At 61.6% G+C, this 20,577-nt stretch carries 17 protein-coding genes and 4 tRNA genes; 1 reads left to right on the top strand and 20 read right to left on the bottom strand.

Annotated features, from left to right (window positions below):
* Positions 1 to 16 precede the first annotated feature (16 nt).
* Positions 17 to 2,167, bottom strand: a complete 2,151-nt coding sequence (locus tag K0F86_RS11540) for a TonB-dependent siderophore receptor (protein ID WP_219134531.1) — start codon at positions 2,165 to 2,167, stop codon at positions 17 to 19.
* Positions 2,168 to 2,548: 381 nt separating this feature from the next.
* Here K0F86_RS11540 and K0F86_RS11535 point away from each other — a divergent pair, with 381 nt between their 5' ends.
* The gene (locus K0F86_RS11535) at positions 2,549 to 4,246 is read left to right on the top strand and encodes a methyl-accepting chemotaxis protein (RefSeq protein ID WP_219134530.1); all 1,698 of its coding nucleotides are present in this window, start codon (positions 2,549 to 2,551) and stop codon (positions 4,244 to 4,246) included.
* Between the two features lie 23 nt (positions 4,247 to 4,269).
* On the opposite strand, the gene K0F86_RS11530 is transcribed toward K0F86_RS11535, so the two are convergent.
* From K0F86_RS11530 to K0F86_RS11440, 19 genes are all read right to left on the bottom strand, one after another.
* Positions 4,270 to 4,680 (bottom strand): S41 family peptidase, encoded by a 411-nt coding sequence (locus tag K0F86_RS11530; protein WP_219134529.1) that lies wholly within the window; start codon positions 4,678 to 4,680, stop codon positions 4,270 to 4,272.
* A gap of 46 nt (positions 4,681 to 4,726) precedes the next feature.
* The gene (locus K0F86_RS11525) at positions 4,727 to 6,046 is read right to left on the bottom strand and encodes a hypothetical protein (RefSeq protein WP_219134528.1); all 1,320 of its coding nucleotides are present in this window, start codon (positions 6,044 to 6,046) and stop codon (positions 4,727 to 4,729) included.
* Between the two features lie 23 nt (positions 6,047 to 6,069).
* Positions 6,070 to 6,522: a hypothetical protein gene (locus K0F86_RS11520; protein WP_219134527.1), complete on the bottom strand. Its 453-nt coding sequence runs from the start codon at positions 6,520 to 6,522 to the stop codon at positions 6,070 to 6,072.
* A gap of 33 nt (positions 6,523 to 6,555) precedes the next feature.
* Positions 6,556 to 8,043 carry a SulP family inorganic anion transporter gene (locus K0F86_RS11515; protein ID WP_219134526.1) on the bottom strand — a complete coding sequence of 496 codons (1,488 nt, stop codon included), beginning with the start codon at positions 8,041 to 8,043 and terminating at the stop codon, positions 6,556 to 6,558.
* Positions 8,044 to 8,301: 258 nt separating this feature from the next.
* A tRNA-Cys gene (locus tag K0F86_RS11510) sits at positions 8,302 to 8,375 on the bottom strand.
* Between the two features lie 42 nt (positions 8,376 to 8,417).
* A tRNA-Gly gene (locus K0F86_RS11505) sits at positions 8,418 to 8,493 on the bottom strand.
* Between the two features lie 89 nt (positions 8,494 to 8,582).
* A tRNA-Gly gene (locus tag K0F86_RS11500) sits at positions 8,583 to 8,658 on the bottom strand.
* A gap of 70 nt (positions 8,659 to 8,728) precedes the next feature.
* Positions 8,729 to 8,804, bottom strand: a tRNA-Gly gene (locus K0F86_RS11495).
* A 131-nt stretch (positions 8,805 to 8,935) separates the two neighbouring features.
* Positions 8,936 to 9,520 carry a CDP-diacylglycerol--glycerol-3-phosphate 3-phosphatidyltransferase gene (gene pgsA / locus K0F86_RS11490; protein WP_219134525.1) on the bottom strand — a complete coding sequence of 195 codons (585 nt, stop codon included), beginning with the start codon at positions 9,518 to 9,520 and terminating at the stop codon, positions 8,936 to 8,938.
* Positions 9,521 to 9,645: 125 nt separating this feature from the next.
* Positions 9,646 to 11,526, bottom strand: a complete 1,881-nt coding sequence (uvrC, locus tag K0F86_RS11485; RefSeq protein ID WP_219134524.1) for an excinuclease ABC subunit UvrC — start codon at positions 11,524 to 11,526, stop codon at positions 9,646 to 9,648.
* A 7-nt stretch (positions 11,527 to 11,533) separates the two neighbouring features.
* A complete protein-coding gene (gene acpS / locus K0F86_RS11480) occupies positions 11,534 to 11,935 on the bottom strand; it encodes a holo-ACP synthase (protein ID WP_099763141.1) in 402 nt (133 codons plus the stop codon).
* Positions 11,936 to 11,944: 9 nt separating this feature from the next.
* Complete coding sequence (gene pdxJ / locus K0F86_RS11475; protein ID WP_219134523.1) at positions 11,945 to 12,706, bottom strand: pyridoxine 5'-phosphate synthase; 762 nt, start codon at positions 12,704 to 12,706, stop codon at positions 11,945 to 11,947.
* A 42-nt stretch (positions 12,707 to 12,748) separates the two neighbouring features.
* Positions 12,749 to 13,573: a DNA repair protein RecO gene (recO, locus tag K0F86_RS11470; RefSeq protein WP_219134522.1), complete on the bottom strand. Its 825-nt coding sequence runs from the start codon at positions 13,571 to 13,573 to the stop codon at positions 12,749 to 12,751.
* A gap of 28 nt (positions 13,574 to 13,601) precedes the next feature.
* The gene (era, locus tag K0F86_RS11465; protein WP_116745007.1) at positions 13,602 to 14,504 is read right to left on the bottom strand and encodes a GTPase Era; all 903 of its coding nucleotides are present in this window, start codon (positions 14,502 to 14,504) and stop codon (positions 13,602 to 13,604) included.
* Position 14,505: 1 nt separating this feature from the next.
* On the bottom strand, positions 14,506 to 15,321 hold the full coding sequence (gene rnc, locus K0F86_RS11460; RefSeq protein WP_086140332.1) for a ribonuclease III: 816 nt from the start codon (positions 15,319 to 15,321) through the stop codon (positions 14,506 to 14,508).
* Positions 15,322 to 15,395: 74 nt separating this feature from the next.
* Positions 15,396 to 16,313: a signal peptidase I gene (gene lepB, locus K0F86_RS11455; RefSeq protein ID WP_096236432.1), complete on the bottom strand. Its 918-nt coding sequence runs from the start codon at positions 16,311 to 16,313 to the stop codon at positions 15,396 to 15,398.
* A gap of 3 nt (positions 16,314 to 16,316) precedes the next feature.
* The gene (gene lepA / locus K0F86_RS11450) at positions 16,317 to 18,107 is read right to left on the bottom strand and encodes a translation elongation factor 4 (protein WP_096236434.1); all 1,791 of its coding nucleotides are present in this window, start codon (positions 18,105 to 18,107) and stop codon (positions 16,317 to 16,319) included.
* Positions 18,108 to 18,422: 315 nt separating this feature from the next.
* A complete protein-coding gene (locus K0F86_RS11445; protein WP_219134521.1) occupies positions 18,423 to 18,668 on the bottom strand; it encodes a glutaredoxin family protein in 246 nt (81 codons plus the stop codon).
* A gap of 54 nt (positions 18,669 to 18,722) precedes the next feature.
* Positions 18,723 to 20,219, bottom strand: a complete 1,497-nt coding sequence (locus K0F86_RS11440; RefSeq protein ID WP_219134520.1) for a DegQ family serine endoprotease — start codon at positions 20,217 to 20,219, stop codon at positions 18,723 to 18,725.
* Between the last annotated feature and the right edge of the window lie 358 nt (positions 20,220 to 20,577).

Below are 20,577 nucleotides of genomic sequence, written 5' to 3'. Positions count from 1 at the left end.
GAACTTGCAAGCCAATTTACAGGCTGTAGCGCAAGGTCAGCGCCACGTTGCGCGGCGCGCCCGGCAAGCTCAGGTTCGGGCTGGAACCGTGGCCCGACACGATGTAGCGTGTGTCGCCGATATTGTTGACGTTCAACTGCACTTCATAGCGGCCCGTGCGGTATGCGGCCATGGCGTCGGCCGTCACGTAGCCGGGCAAGACCACCGTATTGCCCGGATTGGCGAAACGGCTGCCGACGGCATTCGCGCCGCCGCCCACCGTGAAGCCGTGGCCCAGGTCCTTCGTCAGCCACAAGTTGGCCGTGTTGCGCGCGGTCAGGGTGGCGCGCTTGCCCTTGATGGCGACGGAACTGGCCGTCGTCGTGCCCGGCGCATTCACGCTCTTGTCGACGGCGATGGAATCGGTGATGGTGGCGTCCAGCCAAGCATAGCCGGCCATCATTTTCCAGCCGTCATGCAAATCCGCGTTGAAGGTCAGTTCCAGGCCATCCGTGCGCTGCGTGCCGACTGGCACGATGCGGTTCGTGATCGGATCGCTGGTCTTGATGTTGTCGCGCTCCAGGCGGAACAGCGACACGGTGGCGTTGGCGCGGCCGCCCCACAAGTCGTACTTGGCGCCCACTTCCGTGTTGCGCGTGGTTTCCGGCGCCAGGTCGGCGTTATTCGCGGCCAGGGCGAAATTCTCGCCACTGGGCTGGAACGAGCGGCTCCACGACGCGTAGTACGACTGCGTCGCGCCCGGTTGCCAGACGAGGCCGGCGCGGGGGCTGTAGGCCGCATCCGTGCGCGACAGGTCTGCCGTCGTCACGCCAGCCGCATTGGCCAGGCGCGACTGCTGTTTATACCGGTCGTAGCGCAAGCCGGCCAGCGCCTTCCACTCGTCGCTGAACGCAATGGCATCCTGCACGTAGGCGGCGGCCGTGTCGTAGGTACCGAAGGTATCGCTGCGCGCGCCCAGTTTGCTGCGATCGACGACGGGCAGGACGGGATTGAAGATCGACACATTCGTCGCCACCACGGTCGAGGCCCAGCTGCTGGCATCCTTGTTTTGCTTGCCGAACTCGGCGCCGTACAGCACTTCGTGGCGCAGGCTGCCCGTGACCAGCTTTTGCGTCAGTTCCGTCTGGTTGAACCAGCCGCTCTCGTCGCGGTTCAGCTTGGCATGACCGAGGTTCATCGTGCCTTTGACCTCGTTGACGTTGCCGGAAATATTCGTGTTGTTGCGGTCCAGGTGGTAATCGTAATAGCGGAAGGCATTGCGCAACGACAAGGACTCGCTGAACTTGTGCGTCAGCGTGGCGGACGTGGAGACCACGCGCGACTGGCTGAAGTCCGCATCGCGGGCGTTGGCGGCGCCATAATAGGTGCCCGCATCGACGGCGACGGGACGGCCATGCCAGGACGGGATGCCGAAGTCCGTCAGGCGGCGGTCTTCCAGGTAGTCGCCCTGCAGCAGCAGTTTCGTCGCGCTCGACAGGCGGATCGCCACCGATGGCGCGATCGCCGTGCGGTTGATGAATTGCTGCTCGCGGTAGCTGTCGGACACTTCGCGCGCGCCCGTGACGCGCCAGTCCACCGTCTCGCCCACGCGGCCCACGTCGACTTCGCCGCGACGCCCTTTTGTATTCGTCAGGCTCAGGGCCACGTCCGTGATATCGATACCCGGTTTCCTGGTGATGCGGTTCACCAGCCCACCCGAGGAGCCGCGGCCGTACAGCACGGCGGCCGGGCCCTTGATCACTTCCAGCCGCTCCACATTCGACAGGTCGCGGAAATACAGCGCGTCATCGCGGAAGCCGTCGACGAACTGGTCGCCGATGGCCGTGAAGCCGCGGATGAACACCTGGTCGCGCTGGCCATCGCCGGTGGACAAGCCCACGCCGGGGATGTTCTTCATGATGTCCTGGATCGACATGGCGTGCTGGTCGCGGATGACGGCGGCCGGCACCACGTTGATCGTCTGCGGCACGTCGCGCAGGGCCATTTCCGTCTTGGTACCGCTGGCGGACGTGGCGGCGACATAGCCATTGTTGTCCTTCGACGCCGTCACGGTGACGGCGGGCAAGCTTTCCTGTGCCCAGGCCGCCAATGGCGTGGCGCCAAAGGTCAAGGCGCCCAGTACGGCGAGCGTGATCGGTTTACATCCTGGCTTGCGCTGTTGCTGCATACAATTCCCTGGTCGATTATTTAATACGAATGATTATCATTAGTATTTTATCAGCCGGCGCGGCGAAAGGTAAGGCGAAATGTAAGTGATAGTACTTATGAACTGGGTACTTGATGTAAAAAAGCAACAATGAGTTAATGTCAATAAGTAATTAAAATTGCCGTAAAAAACTATTTCCGTGCGTCAATGCTATACTTGCGGTTGCTGGTTAGCGGCATCCCAGGCCGCCACACCCCTTGCTTTACCTCCAACGCCGTGCACAGCGCGGCGTGCCGCAATGCAATCACGCGGCACCCGAAGACCCCGATCCCCTGCGCCTTGCGGCGCCTGTCCGCCCCTGCTGGCGGCGGCGATCATGACTATTAAATTGTTAGGAATTACATGAAAAACCTGAACATCGGCAGCCGCCTTGGCGTCGGCTTTGCTGTCGTATTGCTGTTGCTTGCCGCCTTGACCATCACCGCCCTGGTGCGCATGCAAACGGCCAGCGACCTGACCTACCGCCTCATCAATACCAGCATCAAGAACCAGCGCATGGTGGCCGAATGGTCGAAGATCATTGAATTGAACAGCGTGCGCGGCGTGGCCTCGTTTGAAATCACCGATCCTGTCGTGCGCGCCAAGATCGAGGCAGACTTGAAAGTCGATGCGGACCGCTCCAGCAAGCTGCAGGACGACATCATCGCCTCGCTGCTCAACCCTGCCGTGATCGAGCAGTTCAAGGTCGTGCGCAAGGTGCGCACCGACTACGTGACGACGCGCGCACGCGCCTTCAAGATGAAGGCCGACGGCGACGTGGCGGGCGCCAAGGAAGTGTTCGAGAAGGAAGTCGCACCGATCACCGTGGCTTACCTGGCCGAAGTAAAACGCTTTGCCGGCATGCAGATCAAGGCGGCCGACGGCGTCGGCAACAGCATCATCGAGGCCTACAGCAGCACCCGCATCTTCCTGATCACCATGGGCGTGCTGGCCGTGCTGATGGGTATCGGTTTCGCTTGGTGGATCACGCGTTCGATCACCGGCCCCATCCGCGCCGCCGTGAAAGTCGCGGAAACCGTGGCAGCGGGCGACCTCAGCAGCGTCATCACGGTGCAGGGCCGCGATGAAACGGGCCAGCTGATGCATGCCCTGAAAACCATGAACGACAGCCTGGTCGGCATCGTCGGCCAGGTACGCAGCGGCACCGATACCATCGCCACAGCGTCCGCGGAAATTGCCGCCGGCAACCAGGACCTGTCGTCGCGCACGGAACAGCAAGCCAGCTCGCTGGAAGAAACAGCCTCGTCGATGGAAGAATTGACCTCGACCGTGAAACAGAATGCCGACAACGCGCGCCAGGCCAATAAACTGGCCGGCGACGCCGCCGGCATCGCCAGCCGCGGCGGCGCCGTGGTGGCCGAAGTGGTCGCCACCATGGGCGAGATCAATACCTCGTCGAAGAAGATCGTCGACATCATTTCCGTCATCGACGGCATCGCCTTCCAGACCAATATCCTGGCCCTGAACGCGGCCGTGGAAGCGGCCCGCGCCGGCGAACAGGGTCGCGGCTTCGCCGTCGTGGCAACCGAGGTGCGCAACCTGGCGCAGCGCTCGGCAGCGGCGGCGAAAGAAATCAAGGGCTTGATCGACGACTCCGTGCAAAAGGTCGACGTGGGCACGGACCTGGTCGACAAGGCCGGCAAGACGATGGAAGAAATCGTGCAAAGCATCGGCTTCGTCACCTCCATCATGAGCGAGATCAGCAACGCCAGCGAAGAGCAGAGCGCCGGCATCGAGCAAGTCAACCAGGCCATTTCCGAGATGGACCAGGTGACCCAGCAAAATGCGGCCCTGGTGGAAGAAGCCTCGGCCGCAGCCGAAGCGATGCAGGAACAGGCGAGCGAACTGGCGCAGGTGGTCAGCGTGTTCCGCCTGGACGCCAACGCGGCGGCGACCGACCGTTTCAGCATGAAAGCGGCGCAGCGCAGCGCGCCGGCCGCGCCTGCCCGCAAGGCCTCGGCCCCTGCCCTGCGCCTGCCCGTGACGCGCAAGAGCGACAAGGCACCGGCACCGGCCGAAGGCGAGTGGGAAGAGTTTTAAGTCCGCATCAACCGCAAGAACAGCTATTGCCGGCGTATCTCGGCAATAGCCGCCTCCAGCACCTCGTCGCGCCCGGCCCGTATGCCGGCAAGCGTAGGCCTGACCTCGATATCGGGGATGATGCCCACGCGCTGCGTGGGGCGCCGGTCCGGATAAAACACGCCGATGCCGCTGATCAGGGTGCTCAAGCCCCCCGGCAGCGCAAACGGCGAGCTATTGCCATCGGCGCCGGCCGTGGTGCTGCCGATCACCTTCGCGCGCGGCGCCACGCGCAAGGCCATGGCCGTGTACTCGGCCCGGCTCTGGCTGATTTCATCGACCAGCAACATGACCTTGCCCGCATAGTGCGGCGCTTGCGGACGCAAGACCTCGGCCCCGGTCCAGTGGAAGGCGCCGGGGTTGCCAAGGTCGCCCTTGGTAAAGCGGGCAAACACCGTAGGTCGCTCGACCAGGTAGGCCCCCAGGTCAAAGACGACAAACTCACGCGGGTAGTTGCGTATATCGATAATCAGGCCGCGGCTGCCCGCCGCGGCTGCCCGCCGCCGCCGCCGCCATATGCGCCGCCACGTCGGCCCGCTTGAGGCTCGACAGCTTGAGGTAGGCGATATCGTCGCCCAGGCGCTGGAACGTTTCCCCTTCCCTGTCATGCGTGTCCTGCTCCGCGTGCCGCCCGGCTGGCACACGCTGCGCCGTCAACTCCACCTCCCCCTGCTCGCGGCGTACCTGCAGCCGGGTTTCACCGCACGCGCCAGCCGTCAGCTTGCCAGCTATGTCGCGCAGCCGCGCCGCTTCATTCGATGCCGCATAGTAGGGCCGCCAGGCGGCGACCAGTTGCGCCACCGGCACGCCATCGACGCTGGCGATGACGTCGCCGGCCTGCAATCGCGTCGCCGCTTCGGCTTCGGCTTCGCGGTAGCCGACCACTACGGCGCTGTTGTCGATGAAGCGCAGCTTGACTGGCAGCCGGCATTGTCCCACAGGCGGACGCACGTGCAGCGAACTCCACAGATTAGTGTGGGAATCGTTCAGGCGCGCGATCACGGCCATCATTTCCAGCTGATAGCTGGCGCGGTCCCTGGCCAGCGCGATACGCGGCAGCGACTGGCGCAGGACGTCATCCCAGTTTTCGCCTGTCATATCGCGGTAGGGCGACCAGTATTCGATGATATTCCAGAAGCGAAACAAGGCCAGCAACTGAAAGCCGGCATCGGGCAGCGCTATATTCTCGTAGGCGATCTCATGCTCAAAGACGGGATTGCCCACCTGCTCGTGCAAGCGCAGATAAAACTGGCTGGCCGACGCCGGCCGGCGCAGATAAATGTGCCGCAGATCGGCACGCAGGCCGGCGCCCAGCAAGCTCGCATCGTCCAGCCATTGCAGTGCGGGACGCAGATGCAGCTCGCCCTGCGCCGGGACGGCACAAGGGTCGCAGTCGGCAAGTGTCCCAAGACCGGCGATCCATTCCCGCAGCACGGCGTCGCCCGCCGCCCTGTCGGGCGCGGCCAGCATGCGGGGCATGACACGCAAGAGTTCGTAGTCCCACTGCCGCCCGCCTGCGGTGATCAAGGGGTGATGGTATTTCAGGAACCCCCATACCTTGCCGAGCACGGCGAGATTGTCGACTTGCGCTGGCGTCACGGCATCGAGCGCGATGCGCGAGCCGGCATCGAATGCGTGATCGGTATCAAACGCGGCGTGGCCGCCGTCCTGCGCAAAAGCCAGGGGGGCCGTACCGACGAGCACAATGGCAATGGCTGGCATGCACCAGCGCGCCAGCCGCAAACAGGGTATCCATTTCATCGAGCATCCTTCTCGACAGCAAATCAGCTCAGGCGGGCTTGCGCATCCGCGACCAAGGTAGCCAGCTCGCGCGGCACCGCCTGCGCCAGGAAATCGAGCGCCAATTGTTCCGGATCGATGGCGGCATCCAGCGGCAAGCCATGCTCGAAGCCGCCTACCATGATGCGGCAGAAATGCGGCGATTCCACCCGCGTTTCCACATACCAGCAGCCCGCATGGCCTTGCACGAAGTATTCGCCGATAAAGTAGCCGAGCATGGTTTTCACCCATTGCCAGCTCTCGTCGCGGATGACGATGGTGCGCATGGCCGCATCGATGTACGGCAGGTATTCGGCCGCGTTCGTCAACACTTCGTGCGCCGGCAGGATGCCCAGGCGCTCGACAAAGTTCACCAGCGAGGCGCCCAGCGCGTCATAGTAGGCATCGAAATCCGCCTGGCTTTGTTGCAGCAATTGTTCTTGTTCGTACGACAGCATTCACACTCCACAGACATTCAGCAATCCCCTATTTTACGCCACGCTCACATCCACTCCGGCCCGCTGCAGCAAGGCCTCATTGCGGGCGGACAACTGCGTCACCTGCAGGTACTTGCCCGCCTTGTCGTAGCGCTCATACAGCGCCTCGATGGCGGCGATGGCCGAGTGATCGGCCATGTGCAGATGCCGGCAATCGAGAGTCACGCGCGCCGGGTCGTCCGCCGGCTGGAACAGCTCCTGGAAGTGCGTGGCCGAGGCGAAAAACAGGGTGCCGTGCGGCAAGTAGACGCGCATGCCAGGACTGCTGTCATCGATGTCGGCACGCATGTCGCGTGCATGTTGCCAGGCAAAATTCAAGGCGGCGATGACGATGCCGCACAGCACGGCCATCGCCAGGTCCGTGAACACCGTGATGACCGTCACGGCGACGATCACCAGCGCATCCTGCAACGGCACCTTGCCCAGCACGCGCAAGGAACCCCAGGCAAACGTCTGCTGCGCCACCACGAACATCACGCCCACCAGCGCGGCCAGCGGGATGCGCTCGATCAGCGGCGAGAGGAACAGGATGAACAATAAAATCATCACGCCGGCCGTCACGCCCGACAGGCGCGAGCGCCCGCCCGAGCTCAGGTTGATCATGGTCTGCCCGATCATGGCGCAGCCGCCCATGCCGCCAAACAGGCCCGACACGACATTCGAGGCACCGAGGGCGATGCATTCGCGGTTCGGCTGGCCCCGCGTTTGCGTTATCTCATCGGTGAGATTGAAAGTGAGCAAGGTTTCCAGCAAGCCCACCATGGCCATCAGCGCCGCATACGGGAAAATGATGTGCAGGGTCGCCATGTCCAGCGGCACGCTGGGCCAATGCAGGGCCGGCAAGCCGCCGGCGATATGCGCGAGGTCGCCCAGGGTGCGCGTGGGCAGGTGCAAAAAATGGCTGAGCAGGCCCACGCCCAGGATGGCCACCAGCGCGGGTGGCACGGCCTTTGTGATGCGCGGCAGCACGTAGACGATGGCCATGGTCAGCGCCACCAGCGCGCCCATCACGAGCAAGGGCGTGCCTTGCAGCCAGGTTTCGCCGTGCGGCGTGGCCTGGCGAAAGTGTTCCAGCTGCGCCATGGCGATGACGATGGCCAGGCCATTCACAAAGCCCAGCATCACCGGGTAGGGCACCATGCGGATCAATTTCCCAAGGCGCAAGATGCCGAACAGCGCCATGATGATGCCGCTGAGCACCACGGTGGCCAGCAGGTATTGCACGCCATGTTGCGCTACCAGCGCCACGATGACGACGGCCATGGAACCTGCGGCGCCCGAAATCATGCCGGGGCGCCCGCCAAAGATGGCCGTCAATGCGCAAATGATGAAGGCGCCATACAGGCCCATCAGGGGATTGAGTTGCGCCACCAGGGCGAAGGCGATGCATTCGGGCACCAGGGCGAATGAGGTGGTCAGGCCAGCCAGGACGTTTTTTTGTATATTCGAGAACCACTCTTCCCGAAATGTTGCGTTGATCATTGATTCAAATCCAGGGTCGGAACGGGGAAATACCGGCCTGATGGAAAATAATCGGGCGCAGCCATGCCAGCGGGCGTCACAGAAAAGCTGCGCTGAGCTTGAACGGAACAGAAAAGTCGTCAGTGACTACATCGGTATGGCGGAAAGGGGGAAGTTTCATCAAGGCGCCAGGCGGCGCGGCTGAGCTTGCTGGCATTATACAAGATGCACAGCGGGCAAAAAAATAGCCCACTCGAAAGTGGGCTATTTTTTTTCATCTGGAGGCGAGGACGGGAATCGAACCCGTCTAAACGGCTTTGCAGGCCGCTGCATAACCTCTTTGCTACCTCGCCAGAGGAACTGCTTGGATGCGCCTTGCGGCCCACCTTGAAAACTGGAGCGGGAGAAGAGTCTCGAACTCTCGACCTCAACCTTGGCAAGGTTGCGCTCTACCAACTGAGCTACTCCCGCATTGGAGCTTGTTTACCGCTTAATCACGCCGCATGACTGCTTTGCGGCGGATAAAAAAAGGAAGCCAGCTTAGCTTCCCCTTAGAATTCTGGAGCGGGAGAAGAGGCTCGAACTCTCGACCTCAACCTTGGCAAGGTTGCGCTCTACCAACTGAGCTACTCCCGCTTTGCAACATCATTCTACTTCTTTTTACTGCGCCATTACTACCTTCGAGCACTGCTGAACCAGCATACACTGGAGCGGGAGAAGAGGCTCGAACTCTCGACCTCAACCTTGGCAAGGTTGCGCTCTACCAACTGAGCTACTCCCGCGTCATCAACAACAGGCCAGCATTGTAAAGGATTTACAGGGGCTGTCAACGGGCAATATCTGGTCTTTTGCAAAATATTTGGGGTCAGACCCTTTGGGTCTGACCCCAGCTCTTGCGTTTGGGCTAAACAATTCAATGCAAGTTGCCGGCCTTTTCCTTGATCAGCGGCCATGCCAGGCGCAAATAATAGAACATCGACCATACCGTCAGCACGCAGGCGATCCACAACAGGCGCTCGCCCCACACGTGCGTGTCGACCGCGCCGAAGATCACTTCGTGGTACAGCAACAAGGGAATGGCCGTCATTTGCGCGGCCGTCTTGATCTTGCCGATCGAGCTGACGGCCACCGATTTCGATGCGCCGATCTGCGCCATCCATTCGCGCAAGGCGGAAATGGTGATTTCGCGGCCGATGATGATGAAGGCCAGCACGGCATTGACACGGTCCAGCTGCACCAGCACCAGCAAGGCGCCCGCCACCATCAGCTTGTCGGCGACCGGGTCGAGGAAGGCGCCAAAGGCCGAGGTCTGGTTCCAGCGTCGCGCGAGAAAACCATCGAACCAGTCGGTCACGGCGGCAACAATGAAAACCAGGGTGGCAACCAGGTTCTGGTCGCCATGCAGCAGCATCGACGGCGGCAGGTAAAACACGCCAACGACGAGCGGGATCAGGGCCACGCGCAGCCAGGTCAAAAGAATGGGAATATTAAAAGGCATAAGAAAGCAATCGGCCGACGGGTAAATTGAACATGAAGAAAGCGTGAAGAAGCGCCACTAGTCTACATGGCCCCACGGTATTAGCCTAGTCCGGTTGCCACGGCACCGGACCAGGCCTGTCTTGATTAATGCAGCTGCTTGTAAATTTCTTCCGCGAGCTGCGTGGAAATCCCCTCCACCGACATCAGATCCTCGACGCTGGCATCGACCACGCCGCGCAAGCCGCCAAAGCGCGACAGCAGTTTCTGGCGGCGCTTGGCGCCGATGCCCTCGATTTCTTCCAGGCGCGAGGTCTGGCGCGTCTTGGCGCGCTTGGCGCGCATGCCGGTAATGGCGAAGCGGTGCGCCTCGTCGCGGATTTGCGCGATCAGCATCAGCGCCGCCGATTCCTTGCCCAGTTCCTGCGCCGCGCGGCCATCGACGAACAGCAGGGTTTCCAGGCCCACCTTGCGCCCTTCCCCCTTGGCCACGCCGACAATCAAGCTGATATCGAGTCCCAGCTCGGCAAACACCTGGCGCGCCATTTCGATCTGTCCCTTGCCGCCATCGATCAGCACCACGTCGGGCATCACGCCATCGCCATTGGCCACCTTTTCGTAGCGGCGCATCAGGACCTGGCGCATGGCCGCGTAATCGTCGCCGGGCGTGATGTCGTTGATGTTGTAGCGCCGGTATTCGCCATTCTGCATGGCGTGATGGTGGAACACCACGCACGATGCCTGCGTCGCTTCGCCCTGCGTGTGGCTGATGTCGAAACACTCGACGCGCAGGCTATCGAGGTCTTCCGTTTCCAGGCGCAGCGCCTCGGCCAGCGCGCGCGTGCGCGACTGCTGCGAACCCTGCTCGGACAACAAGCGCGCCAGCGAAATCTCGGCGCCCTTTTGCGCCATCTCCAGCCACTGGCGGCGCTGTCCCTGCGGCTGGAAGATCAGGTTGATGCGGTGGCCGCACTGCTCCATCAGCGCCACCATCAGGGCCGGCTGGTCGAATTCGATATTCAGGATCAGGGTGCCGGGAATGAATTTTTCCGTGTAATGCTGGGCCAGGAAGGCGGCCAGCACTTCCACCTCGATCGGCTCTTCGGCAATCGCCGCCGCATCGCTGAGCTGGCTGGGGAAGTAGGCGCGGTCGCCCAGGTGGCGCCCGCCGCGCACCATCGCCAGGTTGACGCAGGCGCGTCCGCCCTGCACCAGCACGGCGAGGATGTCCACGTCGGCATCGCCCGTCGTTTCCATGCTTTGCTGGTGCAGCACGCGCGACAGCGAGGCGATCTGGTTGCGCACCACCACGGCCTGCTCGAATTTCAGCTCGGCGGCAAACGCGTGCATCTTCTTTTCCAGGTCCGCCATCACTTCGCTCTGGCGCCCGCGCAGGAAGCGCGCCGCGTTTTCCACGTCGTTTTTATAGTCTTCCTTGCTGATCAGATCCACGCACGGCGCGCTGCAGCGGCCGATCTGGTGCAGCAGGCAGGGACGCGTGCGGTTGGCGTAGACGCTGTCCTCGCAGGTGCGGATGAGAAACACCTTTTGCAGGATCTGCATCGATTCCTTGACGGCCCAGGAACTGGGGAACGGCCCGAAATACTGATTTTTCTTGTCCACCGCGCCCCGGTAATACACCATGCGCGGCGCATCCCCGTTCGTGATTTTCAGATACGGATACGATTTATCATCGCGGAACAGGATGTTGTAGCGCGGCTGCAGCGCCTTGATCAGATTGTTTTCCAGGATCAGGGCTTCCGCTTCGCTGTGCGTGACGGTGGTTTCCAGGCGCGCGATGCGCTCGACCATCATGGCGATGCGGGGGCTAGCCAGGTTCTTCTGGAAGTAGCTGGACACGCGCTTTTTCAGGTCACGCGCCTTGCCAACGTACAACACCTTGTCGGCGGCGTCGAAATAGCGGTACACGCCGGGCAAATTCGGCAGCTTGGCGACGGTGGCCAGCACCTGCGCGCGGGGATCGGGTGGCGTTTCCGCCAAGTTCGGTTCTGGGCTTGCTTCGGTCATTGCTGGCTCATTCTTGCGCTGCTTGCTCCACGATCACGAACGCGACCGCATACTCTTCTTCATCGCTGATGGTCACTTGCGCGCTCAGCCGGTTTTTCTCCATGAAGTCCGCCAGCACGCCGCTGCAGACGATCATCGGCTTGCCGCTGGGGTGATTCAGCATCTGCGCGGCGGGCCACGTCATCGGCATGCGCAGGCCCAGGCCGATGGCCTTGGAAAACGCCTCCTTGGCCGCGAAGCGGGTGGCCAGGAAACGCACGCCGCGCACGGCGTTTTTCGCGCTGCGGGCGCGGAATTTCTCCATCTCCTGCGGCCCCAGTATTTTCTGCGCGAAACGCTCGCCATGACGCGCCAATGCCGCCTCGATGCGGGGAATCTTGCAGATGTCGGTGCCGATGCCGTAGATCATGGGCTTGTCCTATGCTTTGTTGCCCAGGCGCGCAGCCACCATGATGGCCTTCATTTCGCGCACGGCGTTTTCCCAGCCGACAAACACGGCGTGCGCGACGATGGCATGGCCAATGTTCAGCTCAGTAATGTCAGGAATGGCGGCAATCGCCTGCACGTTGGTGTAATGCAAGCCGTGGCCCGCATTGACCTTCAAGCCGCGCCCCACGCCGAACAGCACGCCCGCCTTGATGCGTTCCAGCTCGGCCAATTGCTCGGCGCCTGCCGTATCGGCATAGCGGCCCGTATGCAGCTCGATCACGGGCGCACCGAGCTCGGCAGCGGCGGCGATCTGCTGCTCGTCGGCATCGATGAACAGGCTCACGCGGATGCCCTCGCCCTGCAATTGCTTGACGGCAGCCTGCACTTCCTTGAAGTAGCGCACCACGTCCAGCCCACCTTCTGTGGTTACTTCCGTGCGTTTTTCCGGCACCAGGCACACATCTGCCGGGCGGATGCGGCAGGCGAAGTCAATCATTTCCTGTGTGACGGCCGCTTCCAGGTTCATGCGCGTGAGCAATTGCGGCGCGATGGCGATCACGTCCGCATCCTTGATGTGGCGGCGGTCTTCGCGCAAATGCAGGGTGATGGCGTCGGCGCCCGCCTGTTCGGCCAGCAGGGCCGCGCGGAGCGGGTCCGGGTATGCCGTGCCGCGCGCATTGCGCAAGGTGGCCACGTGGTCGATATTGACGCCCAGGTCGATGACGGGGCCGGAAGGCTGCAAAAAGCTCATAGTGATGGTATCCGTAAAGTGCTGTCGCGCAACAATCCAGCGCTACAGCTGCATTAAATCGATCAGTATCTGGCGCGTATTCAAGGTGGCGCCACCCAGTTGATGGGCCAGCAAAAAGCGCATCAGCAGCTTGCTTTGCGCCTGCGTGGCCACGTCAACATAATCTTCGCGCTCCATGTCGAGCAGGGTCTTGCCGGTGATCTTCGGCCAGGCATCGCTGGCGCGTGCCGGGCGCGGCCCCCGTTCCGGGTCGACCACGTACACCTGCCCCGCCTCGACGGCCTGGCGCGTGCCCGTGCAGCGCGTCAGGTCGGCCGCCACGCCCGTTTCCTTGAGCAAGGCGCGCTCGAACTTGCGCAGCACGATGGGCGGCGGCTCATTGTGCGCCAGTTGATTCAAGGTAGCAACGTAGTGGTCGAACAGGACGGGATGCGGGTCGTCGCGCGCCAGCAGTTTGACCAGCAATTCGTTCAGATAGAAGCCGCACAGCAAGGCGGTCTTTTCCAGCGGCAACATGCCGCCCACCCATTCGGCACCGGTGAGAATGCGCAGCTCGGATTTGCCCGTCCAGCCCGCCTGCAGCGGCTGGAACGTCTGCAGCACGCCGCGCAACTGCGAATGGGGCCGCTTGGCGCCCTTGGCGACGAGCGCGATGCGGCCGTACTCGCGCGTAAACACGTCGACGATGAGGCTGGTTTCTTTATGCGGGTAGCTGTGCAGCACGAAGGCTGGCTGGCCCGTGATGCGGCCGTCGCGCGCGGGCGGACGGCTGCGCCTTGGAGGCGGCGCGGAAGGTGCGGCCGGCGGCGCGGGGACGGCGAGTGAAGCTGGCGCGAAGTCAGGCTGCGCTGGCGTGGTGGTGCTCATGCGTGTAGCGTCGCCCCCGGGTTGCGGATTACTCGTAGCCGTAGGCGCGCAAGCCCGCCTCGTTGTCGGCCCAGCCCGACTTGACCTTGATCCAGATTTCCAGGTACACGGGGCCGCCGAACAGCTTTTCCATGTCCAGGCGGGCCTGGGTGGAGACTTCCTTCAGGCGCGCGCCCTTGTTGCCGATGACCATGGATTTATGCGTATCGCGCTCGACCAGGATGGCGGCGAACACGCGGCGCAGATCGCCTTCCTGCTCGAATTTCTCGATCAGCACGGTGCTCGTGTACGGCAGTTCGTCACCCACGAAGCGGAACAGTTTTTCGCGCACGATTTCCGAGGCGAGGAATTTTTCGCTGCGGTCCGTGATGTCGTCCGGGCCAAAGATGGGCTGGTTCTCCGGCAAGAAGCGCTTGATCTCGTTCTGCAAGCCTTCCAGCTGAAAATGCAGCTTGGCGGACACGGGCACGATGGCGGCGAAGTCGCGCATGGCGGCGATTTTTTGCGCGAACGGCAACAATACAGCCTTGTCCTTGACGCGGTCGGATTTATTGATGACGAGGATGCATGGCACTTCCTTCGGCAGCAGGTCCATCACTTGCTGGTCGGCCGGGCCGAAGGTGCCCGCCTCGATCACGTACAAAATCACGTCCGAGGAAATCAGCGTGTTCGTGACCGTCTTGTTCAGCGTCTTGTTCAGCGCGTTCGAGTGGCGCGTCTGGAAACCGGGCGTGTCGACGTAGATGAACTGCGCGTCCGGCACCGTCTGGATGCCCGTGATGCGGTGGCGCGTGGTTTGCGCCTTGCGCGAAGTGATGCTGACCTTCGCGCCGATCAGCACGTTCATCAGGGTCGATTTGCCCACGTTGGGGCGGCCCACGATGGCGATATAGCCACAGCGGAAGTTGTCGGGCATTTTGGTGGCTATCATGCTAGTGTCGATTCTGTTTAGTGTGAGCGGCGATCGCCGGGGCTGCAGGAGCTTGCGCGTCGTCGCTCTGGATGGTGGCAATGCCGGCCAGCTTGAGCTGGGCGGCGCGCGGTTTCGGCTTGCGGCTGGCGGCAGGCGACTTCAACAGCGCCTGCTCGGCCACGTCCAGCGCCAGTTTGGCGGCGGCTTGCTCACCGGCGCGGCGGCTTCCGCCACGGCCGTAGACCTGAATATTCAATTTCGGCACCAGGCATTCGATCTCGAATTCCTGGCTGTGGGCGGCGCCATGGGTGGCCACCACGTTGTACTGTGGCAGCGAAATTTTCTTGCTTTGCAAAAACTCCTGCAGCAGGGTCTTGGCATCCTTGCCCAGGGTTTGCGGATCGACCGAGTCGAGGATGGGAATGTAGAAGGCGCGGATCACCGTGCTGGCCGCATCAAAGCCCGTATCGAGGAAAATCGCGCCCAGCAAGGCTTCCAGCGTATCGGCGAGGATCGAGGGACGGCGGAAACCGCCCGATTTGAGCTCGCCTTCACCGAGGCGCAGGAATTGCGACAATTCCAGCTTTTGCGCGATTTCATACAGCGACTGCTGCTTCACCAAATTCGCGCGCAAGCGCGACAGGTCGCCCTCGTCGATGGTCTTGAAGCGTTCATACAGGATGGAAGCGACCACGCAGTTGAGAATGGAGTCGCCGAGGAATTCCAGCCGCTCATTATGCAAACTGCTGTGGCTACGATGCGTCAAGGCTTGCTGCAACAGGCCAGCATCCTGGAACGTATAGCCTAAACGGGTTTGCAATAGCTGAAGATTCATTGTTGTTTCTGTATCATCTGAGTAATTCGGCTGGCCGCCGCGCGGGGAATCGGCGCGGCAGCCATAGGGGCGGCCTAGTGGATGCCGCCCACGCGTTTCGGGTTGCTGAAGTTCATCCACACCAGGAAAGCCTTGCCGACGATGTTCTCGTTCGGCACGAAGCCCCAGTAGCGGCTGTCCGCGCTATTGTCGCGGTTATCGCCCATCATGAAGTAATTGCCTTGTGGCACCACACACGTAAAACCATCTTCGTTGTAATTGCACGCATCCTTGTGCGGGAAATCCTTCACTTCGCGCAAGTTCAACGTAGGAGCAGGCTCGTCGTTGAGGATGCGGTGGCTCACGCCCGTCAGATTTTCTTCCAGCTGCTTGTGGTAGACCGTGCTTTCATCGTCGAGGTAGTCGTCCAGCGGGGTGTACTGCACTTCCTTGCCGTTGACCGTCAAGCGCTTGTTTTCATAGGTGATTTTATCACCGGGTACGCCGATCACGCGCTTGATGTAGTCTTGCGACATATCTTTCGGATACTTGAACACCATCACGTCGCCGCGCTGCGGATCATTGACTTCAATGATGCGCTTGTTGACGATCGGCAAACGGATGCCATAGGTGAACTTGTTGACCAGGATCAAATCACCGACCAGCAAGGTCGGCACCATCGAGCTCGACGGGATCTTGAACGGCTCGTAGAGGAACGAACGCAGGCAGAACACGAGGGCGATGACGGGGAAGAAGCTGCCCGAATACTCGACCCAGGTCGGCTGGCGTAACAGCGCCGCCTCGATGGTCGCGCGGCTGCCGCCCGCATCGGACTTGATGCCCTCGGCGGCCAGCTTGGACTGGCGCGCATCGAATTCCGCCAGGGCGCGGTCGGCCGCCTTGCGGCGCTGCTTGGACAGATAAAACACATCCAGGCACCAGACCAGGCCCGTCAACACCATCAGCACGAACAGGATTAAAGCAAAATTTCCTAAAATCACTTGCAGGTTCATTGATTAACCATCCACTTGTAAAATTGCCAGGAATGCCTCTTGCGGGATCTCCACGGAACCCACTTGCTTCATGCGTTTCTTACCCGCTTTTTGTTTTTCCAGCAATTTTTTCTTGCGGCTGATGTCGCCGCCATAGCACTTGGCCAAGACGTTCTTGCGCAAGGCTTTCACGTTCTCGCGCGAAATGATGTTGGCGCCAATGGTCGCTTGAATCGCCACGTCGAACATCTGGCGCGGAATCAGTTCGCGCATCTTGGCAGCCACCTGGCGGCCACGGTACTGGCTGTTCGAACGGTGGACGATGATGGCCAGCGCATCGACTTTTTCGCTGTTGATCAGCATGTCGACCTTGACCACGTCGGCGGCGCGGTATTCCTTGAACTCGTAATCCATCGAGGCGTAGCCGCGCGATGTCGATTTCAGGCGGTCGAAGAAGTCCAGCACGATCTCGGCCATCGGCATTTCGTAGACCAGCTTGACCTGGCGGCCGTGGTAGCTCATGTCCATCTGGATGCCGCGCTTGCCGATACACAGGGTAATCACGGAGCCCACGTATTCTTGCGGCATGTACAGATTGACGGTGACGATAGGCTCGCGCACTTCCTCGATGCGCGACGGATCGGGCATCTTCGATGGATTGTCGACGTTGATCAAGGTGCCGTCACGCTGGATCACTTCATACACCACGGTGGGCGCCGTGGTGATCAGGTCCATGTCGAACTCGCGCTCGAGGCGTTCCTGCACGATTTCCATGTGCAGCAAGCCCAGGAAGCCGCAGCGGAAGCCGAAGCCCAGCGCCTGCGACACTTCCGGCTCGTACATCAGGGCCGCGTCATTCAGTTTCAGCTTTTCCAGCGAGTCGCGCAGCGCGTCGTACTGGTTCGCTTCCACAGGGAACAGACCGGCGAACACTTGCGGCTGCACTTCCTTGAAGCCCGGCAATGGCGCGGCGGCAGGACGGCTGACCAGGGTGACGGTATCGCCCACTTTCGCCGCTTTCAATTCCTTGATGCCGGCGATGATGAAGCCCACCTGGCCTGCCGACAATTGCGGCAAGGATTGCGAACGGGGCGAGAACACGCCGATGTCTTCCACCAGCTGCACCGAATCGGTGGCCATCAAGCGAATCTTGTCTTTCGGTTTCAGGGTGCCGTTGACCACGCGCACCAGCATCACCACGCCCACATAGGCGTCATACCAGGAATCGACGATCAGCGCCTGCAGCGGCGCATCGGGGTCGCCCTTCGGTGGCGGCACCTTGACGATCAGTTGCTCGAGCACGTCCAGCACGCCGAAGCCCGTCTTGGCCGAGCAATGCACGGCGTCGGCCGCGTCGATGCCGATCACGTCTTCGATCTCGGCAATGGCGTTCGGCGGGTCCGCGTTCGGCAAGTCGATCTTGTTCAGGACGGGCACCACTTCCACGCCCAGGTCCAGCGCCGTGTAGCAGTTGGCGACCGTTTGCGCTTCCACGCCTTGCGACGCGTCCACCACCAGCAGTGCGCCTTCGCACGCCGACAGCGAGCGCGACACTTCATAGCTGAAGTCGACGTGGCCCGGCGTATCGATCAGGTTCAGGTTGTAGATCTGGCCATTGCGCGCCTTGTAGTGCAGGGCCGCCGTTTGCGCCTTGATGGTAATGCCGCGCTCGCGCTCCAGATCCATCGAATCGAGCACCTGCGCCTCCATCTCGCGGTCGGACAAGCCGCCGCACAATTGAATGATGCGGTCAGCCAGGGTCGATTTACCGTGGTCAATATGGGCGATGATGGAGAAGTTGCGTATGTTATTCATTAACTAATATATGTGCGAGTGACAACACTGCTTTAACAGGAATCAAGGGGATCATGTCCGGGCCAAACAGGGCCAAAACCAGGCGCCCCGCTCATGATGAAAAAAGCGCTCCGAGCAGGACATCTGCATGCCCAGGCGAGCGCTTTTGAAGCGACAGAAGCTGCTGCCTCGGACAGTAGCTTTTTCGACCTCCCCATTTTACCGGATTTCAGAGCGGAAAGCCCGTCTTTCAGAGGCCGGCAGCGGGCAAGCCGACATTTTCAGCTGTTTCCGGCAGCGGAATGCTGCAATGCAGTGTCAATATTGGCATTAAAGCTACACCAGGCAGCGCAGCACGGCGGCCTCGTCCAGAAAATAATGGCATAGCTCGGGTTGGGCCAGGTCGCCGAACAGCACCGGCACCAGCTCATCGAAGCGGGCCAGCAAGCTCGCATCGGGCACCGCATCGATATCGATCACGTCCACCGTAAACGGTTTGTCAGGCGGCTGCAACAGGAGCAAGGCGTCGAGCATGTCCTGGCAAAGGTGACAATAACTGCGGGAATAGAGAGTGAAATGCATGGCGGGCAGGATACCGCATCCCGGCTGTGGCCGGAATGCGGGATGATCACATAGTTACTTCGCCGATGGACGCAGCGAAACGAATTGCGCCACGTCGCCACGACGCACCAGCACGGCCGACGACTTCTTCGGATCGAGCTTGGCCACCAGGGCATTGAACTGCTTGGCATCTTTCACGGCAACGTTGTTCAATTGCAAGATCACGTCGCCAGGCTGCAGGCCGGCCAGGGCCGCCACGCCATCCGCGTCGTCGACCAGCACACCCGCGTCGATCTTCAGTTCCTGCTTCTTCGCGGCCGGCACGTCGCTGACCTTCAGTCCCAGTGCATTGACGGCTTGCGCTTCCGGCTCCCTGGCACCCTTCTTGGCCGTTTTCTCGGCTTCCAGCTCGACGACGGTGACGGGAATATCCTGCTGCGCGCCCTTGCGCCAGACGGTGACAGTGGCCTTGCCGTTGACGGCGGCGGATCCTACCAGGCGCGGCAGGTCGGATGAACGCTCGATGGGCGCGCCATTGAATTTCAGGATGATGTCGCCCGGCTTGATGCCCGCCTTGTCGGCAGGGCCGCCCTCTTCCACCATCGACACTTGCGCGCCCTTGGCGTTGGGCAAGCCCAGCGATTGCGCCACATCCTTGCTCACTTCGCCGATCTGCACGCCGATACGGCCGCGCACCACTTTACCCGTCTTTTTCAGCTGCTCGCCCACGCGCATGGCTTCATCGATGGGCACGGCAAACGAAATGCCATTGTAGGCGCCGGACAAGGTGGCGATCTGCGAATTGATGCCGATCACTTCGCCGCGCATATTGATCAGGGGACCGCCCGAATTGCCGGGATTGACGGCAACGTCGCTCTGGATCAGCGGCAGGTAATCTCCCGTGTCGCGGGATTTGGCGGAAATGATGCCGGCCGTCACCGTGTTTTCCAGGTTGAATGGCGAGCCGATGGCGATCACCCACTCGCCCACGCGGATCTTGTTCGAGTCGCCGATGGTCAGGCGCGGCAGGTTGGCGCCCTCGATTTTCAGCAGGGCCACGTCGGTGCGCGCATCGGCGCCGATGACCTTGGCCTTGAATTCGCGCTTGTCCGTCAGGGTCACATAGACTTCATCGGCGCCGTCGACCACGTGGGCATTGCTCAGCACGTAGCCATCAGCCGAAATAATGAAGCCGGAACCGACACCGCGCTGCACTTCCTGCTCCTGCGGCACGGCGCGGCGGCCGCCGCGCGGCGCCTGCTGGCGCGGCGTCGGCATGGCGCCGCCAAAGAAGCGGCGCAGGAATTCCTGCATTTCCTGCTCATCCTGGCCGCCCGCGCCGGGCGCCGTCATCTTCAGGCGCTCGGTGGTGCGGATATTCACCACGGCCGGGCCAACGGCGTCGACCAGGTCCGAGAAATCAGGCAGTTTCACGGCCGGCACGGCGGCCTGCGCCTGTGGCGCCAGGCCCAGCATGGTCGGGGCAAAAAAAACGCCAGCCGTACCGAACAATAAAGCGGAAAGCGTCTTCACTGAAAACGACTTGCTGGCGGCACATATGTTTTTTTTCATGGAAAGGATCTTTTCGAGTATATAAACGGATCAAAACGCGGATCAGGCGATTACCTGCGTGCATGATTGGCCGTCATGACGGCACCCCGGGGGCAAATACACCTGGCAGCGCGCATGGCAGCAACAATATATCGCAAAAGCAAGATATTGCCTGCACACAGTGTCAATCGTACCGAAGTCCGGTGTCAAGAGGGCCAGGAGCAGCTTAAGAGCCTATCCCAGTAGATGAATACATCCCCTGCTGGCGCCCCTCAGAAGCGGGGACTGCGTTGATCGTCGTCGCGTGGCTCGCCACGCGTCCTCCTCACGCCTTGTCCGCGCTCCTGATGAACTGCCAGCAGAAGACGCTCCCTACTGG

It is taken from the genome of Janthinobacterium sp. UMAB-60 (assembly GCF_900095235.1).
Lineage (GTDB): Bacteria > Pseudomonadota > Gammaproteobacteria > Burkholderiales > Burkholderiaceae_D > Janthinobacterium.
Note: the sequence above shows the minus strand (reverse complement) of the source record. Positions and strands in the feature narration are given on the sequence as shown.

Coding starts and splice junctions, on each gene's coding strand:
- rnc (WP_086140332.1), bottom strand. CDS start 15,321: ATGAATCTTCAGCTATTGCAAACCCGTTTAGGCTATACGTTCCAGGAT.
- acpS (WP_099763141.1), bottom strand. CDS start 11,935: ATGATCTACGGCATCGGCACCGACATCTGCAAGATTCCCCGCATCGAG.
- K0F86_RS11525 (WP_219134528.1), bottom strand. CDS start 6,046: ATGAAATGGATACCCTGTTTGCGGCTGGCGCGCTGGTGCATGCCAGCC.
- uvrC (WP_219134524.1), bottom strand. CDS start 11,526: ATGACCGAAGCAAGCCCAGAACCGAACTTGGCGGAAACGCCACCCGAT.
- K0F86_RS11440 (WP_219134520.1), bottom strand. CDS start 20,219: ATGAAAAAAAACATATGTGCCGCCAGCAAGTCGTTTTCAGTGAAGACG.
- era (WP_116745007.1), bottom strand. CDS start 14,504: ATGATAGCCACCAAAATGCCCGACAACTTCCGCTGTGGCTATATCGCC.
- K0F86_RS11445 (WP_219134521.1), bottom strand. CDS start 18,668: ATGCATTTCACTCTCTATTCCCGCAGTTATTGTCACCTTTGCCAGGAC.
- lepB (WP_096236432.1), bottom strand. CDS start 16,313: ATGAACCTGCAAGTGATTTTAGGAAATTTTGCTTTAATCCTGTTCGTG.
- lepA (WP_096236434.1), bottom strand. CDS start 18,107: ATGAATAACATACGCAACTTCTCCATCATCGCCCATATTGACCACGGT.
- pdxJ (WP_219134523.1), bottom strand. CDS start 12,706: ATGAGCTTTTTGCAGCCTTCCGGCCCCGTCATCGACCTGGGCGTCAAT.
- K0F86_RS11540 (WP_219134531.1), bottom strand. CDS start 2,167: ATGCAGCAACAGCGCAAGCCAGGATGTAAACCGATCACGCTCGCCGTA.
- pgsA (WP_219134525.1), bottom strand. CDS start 9,520: ATGCCTTTTAATATTCCCATTCTTTTGACCTGGCTGCGCGTGGCCCTG.
- K0F86_RS11520 (WP_219134527.1), bottom strand. CDS start 6,522: ATGCTGTCGTACGAACAAGAACAATTGCTGCAACAAAGCCAGGCGGAT.
- K0F86_RS11535 (WP_219134530.1), top strand. CDS start 2,549: ATGAAAAACCTGAACATCGGCAGCCGCCTTGGCGTCGGCTTTGCTGTC.
- K0F86_RS11515 (WP_219134526.1), bottom strand. CDS start 8,043: ATGATCAACGCAACATTTCGGGAAGAGTGGTTCTCGAATATACAAAAA.
- recO (WP_219134522.1), bottom strand. CDS start 13,573: ATGAGCACCACCACGCCAGCGCAGCCTGACTTCGCGCCAGCTTCACTC.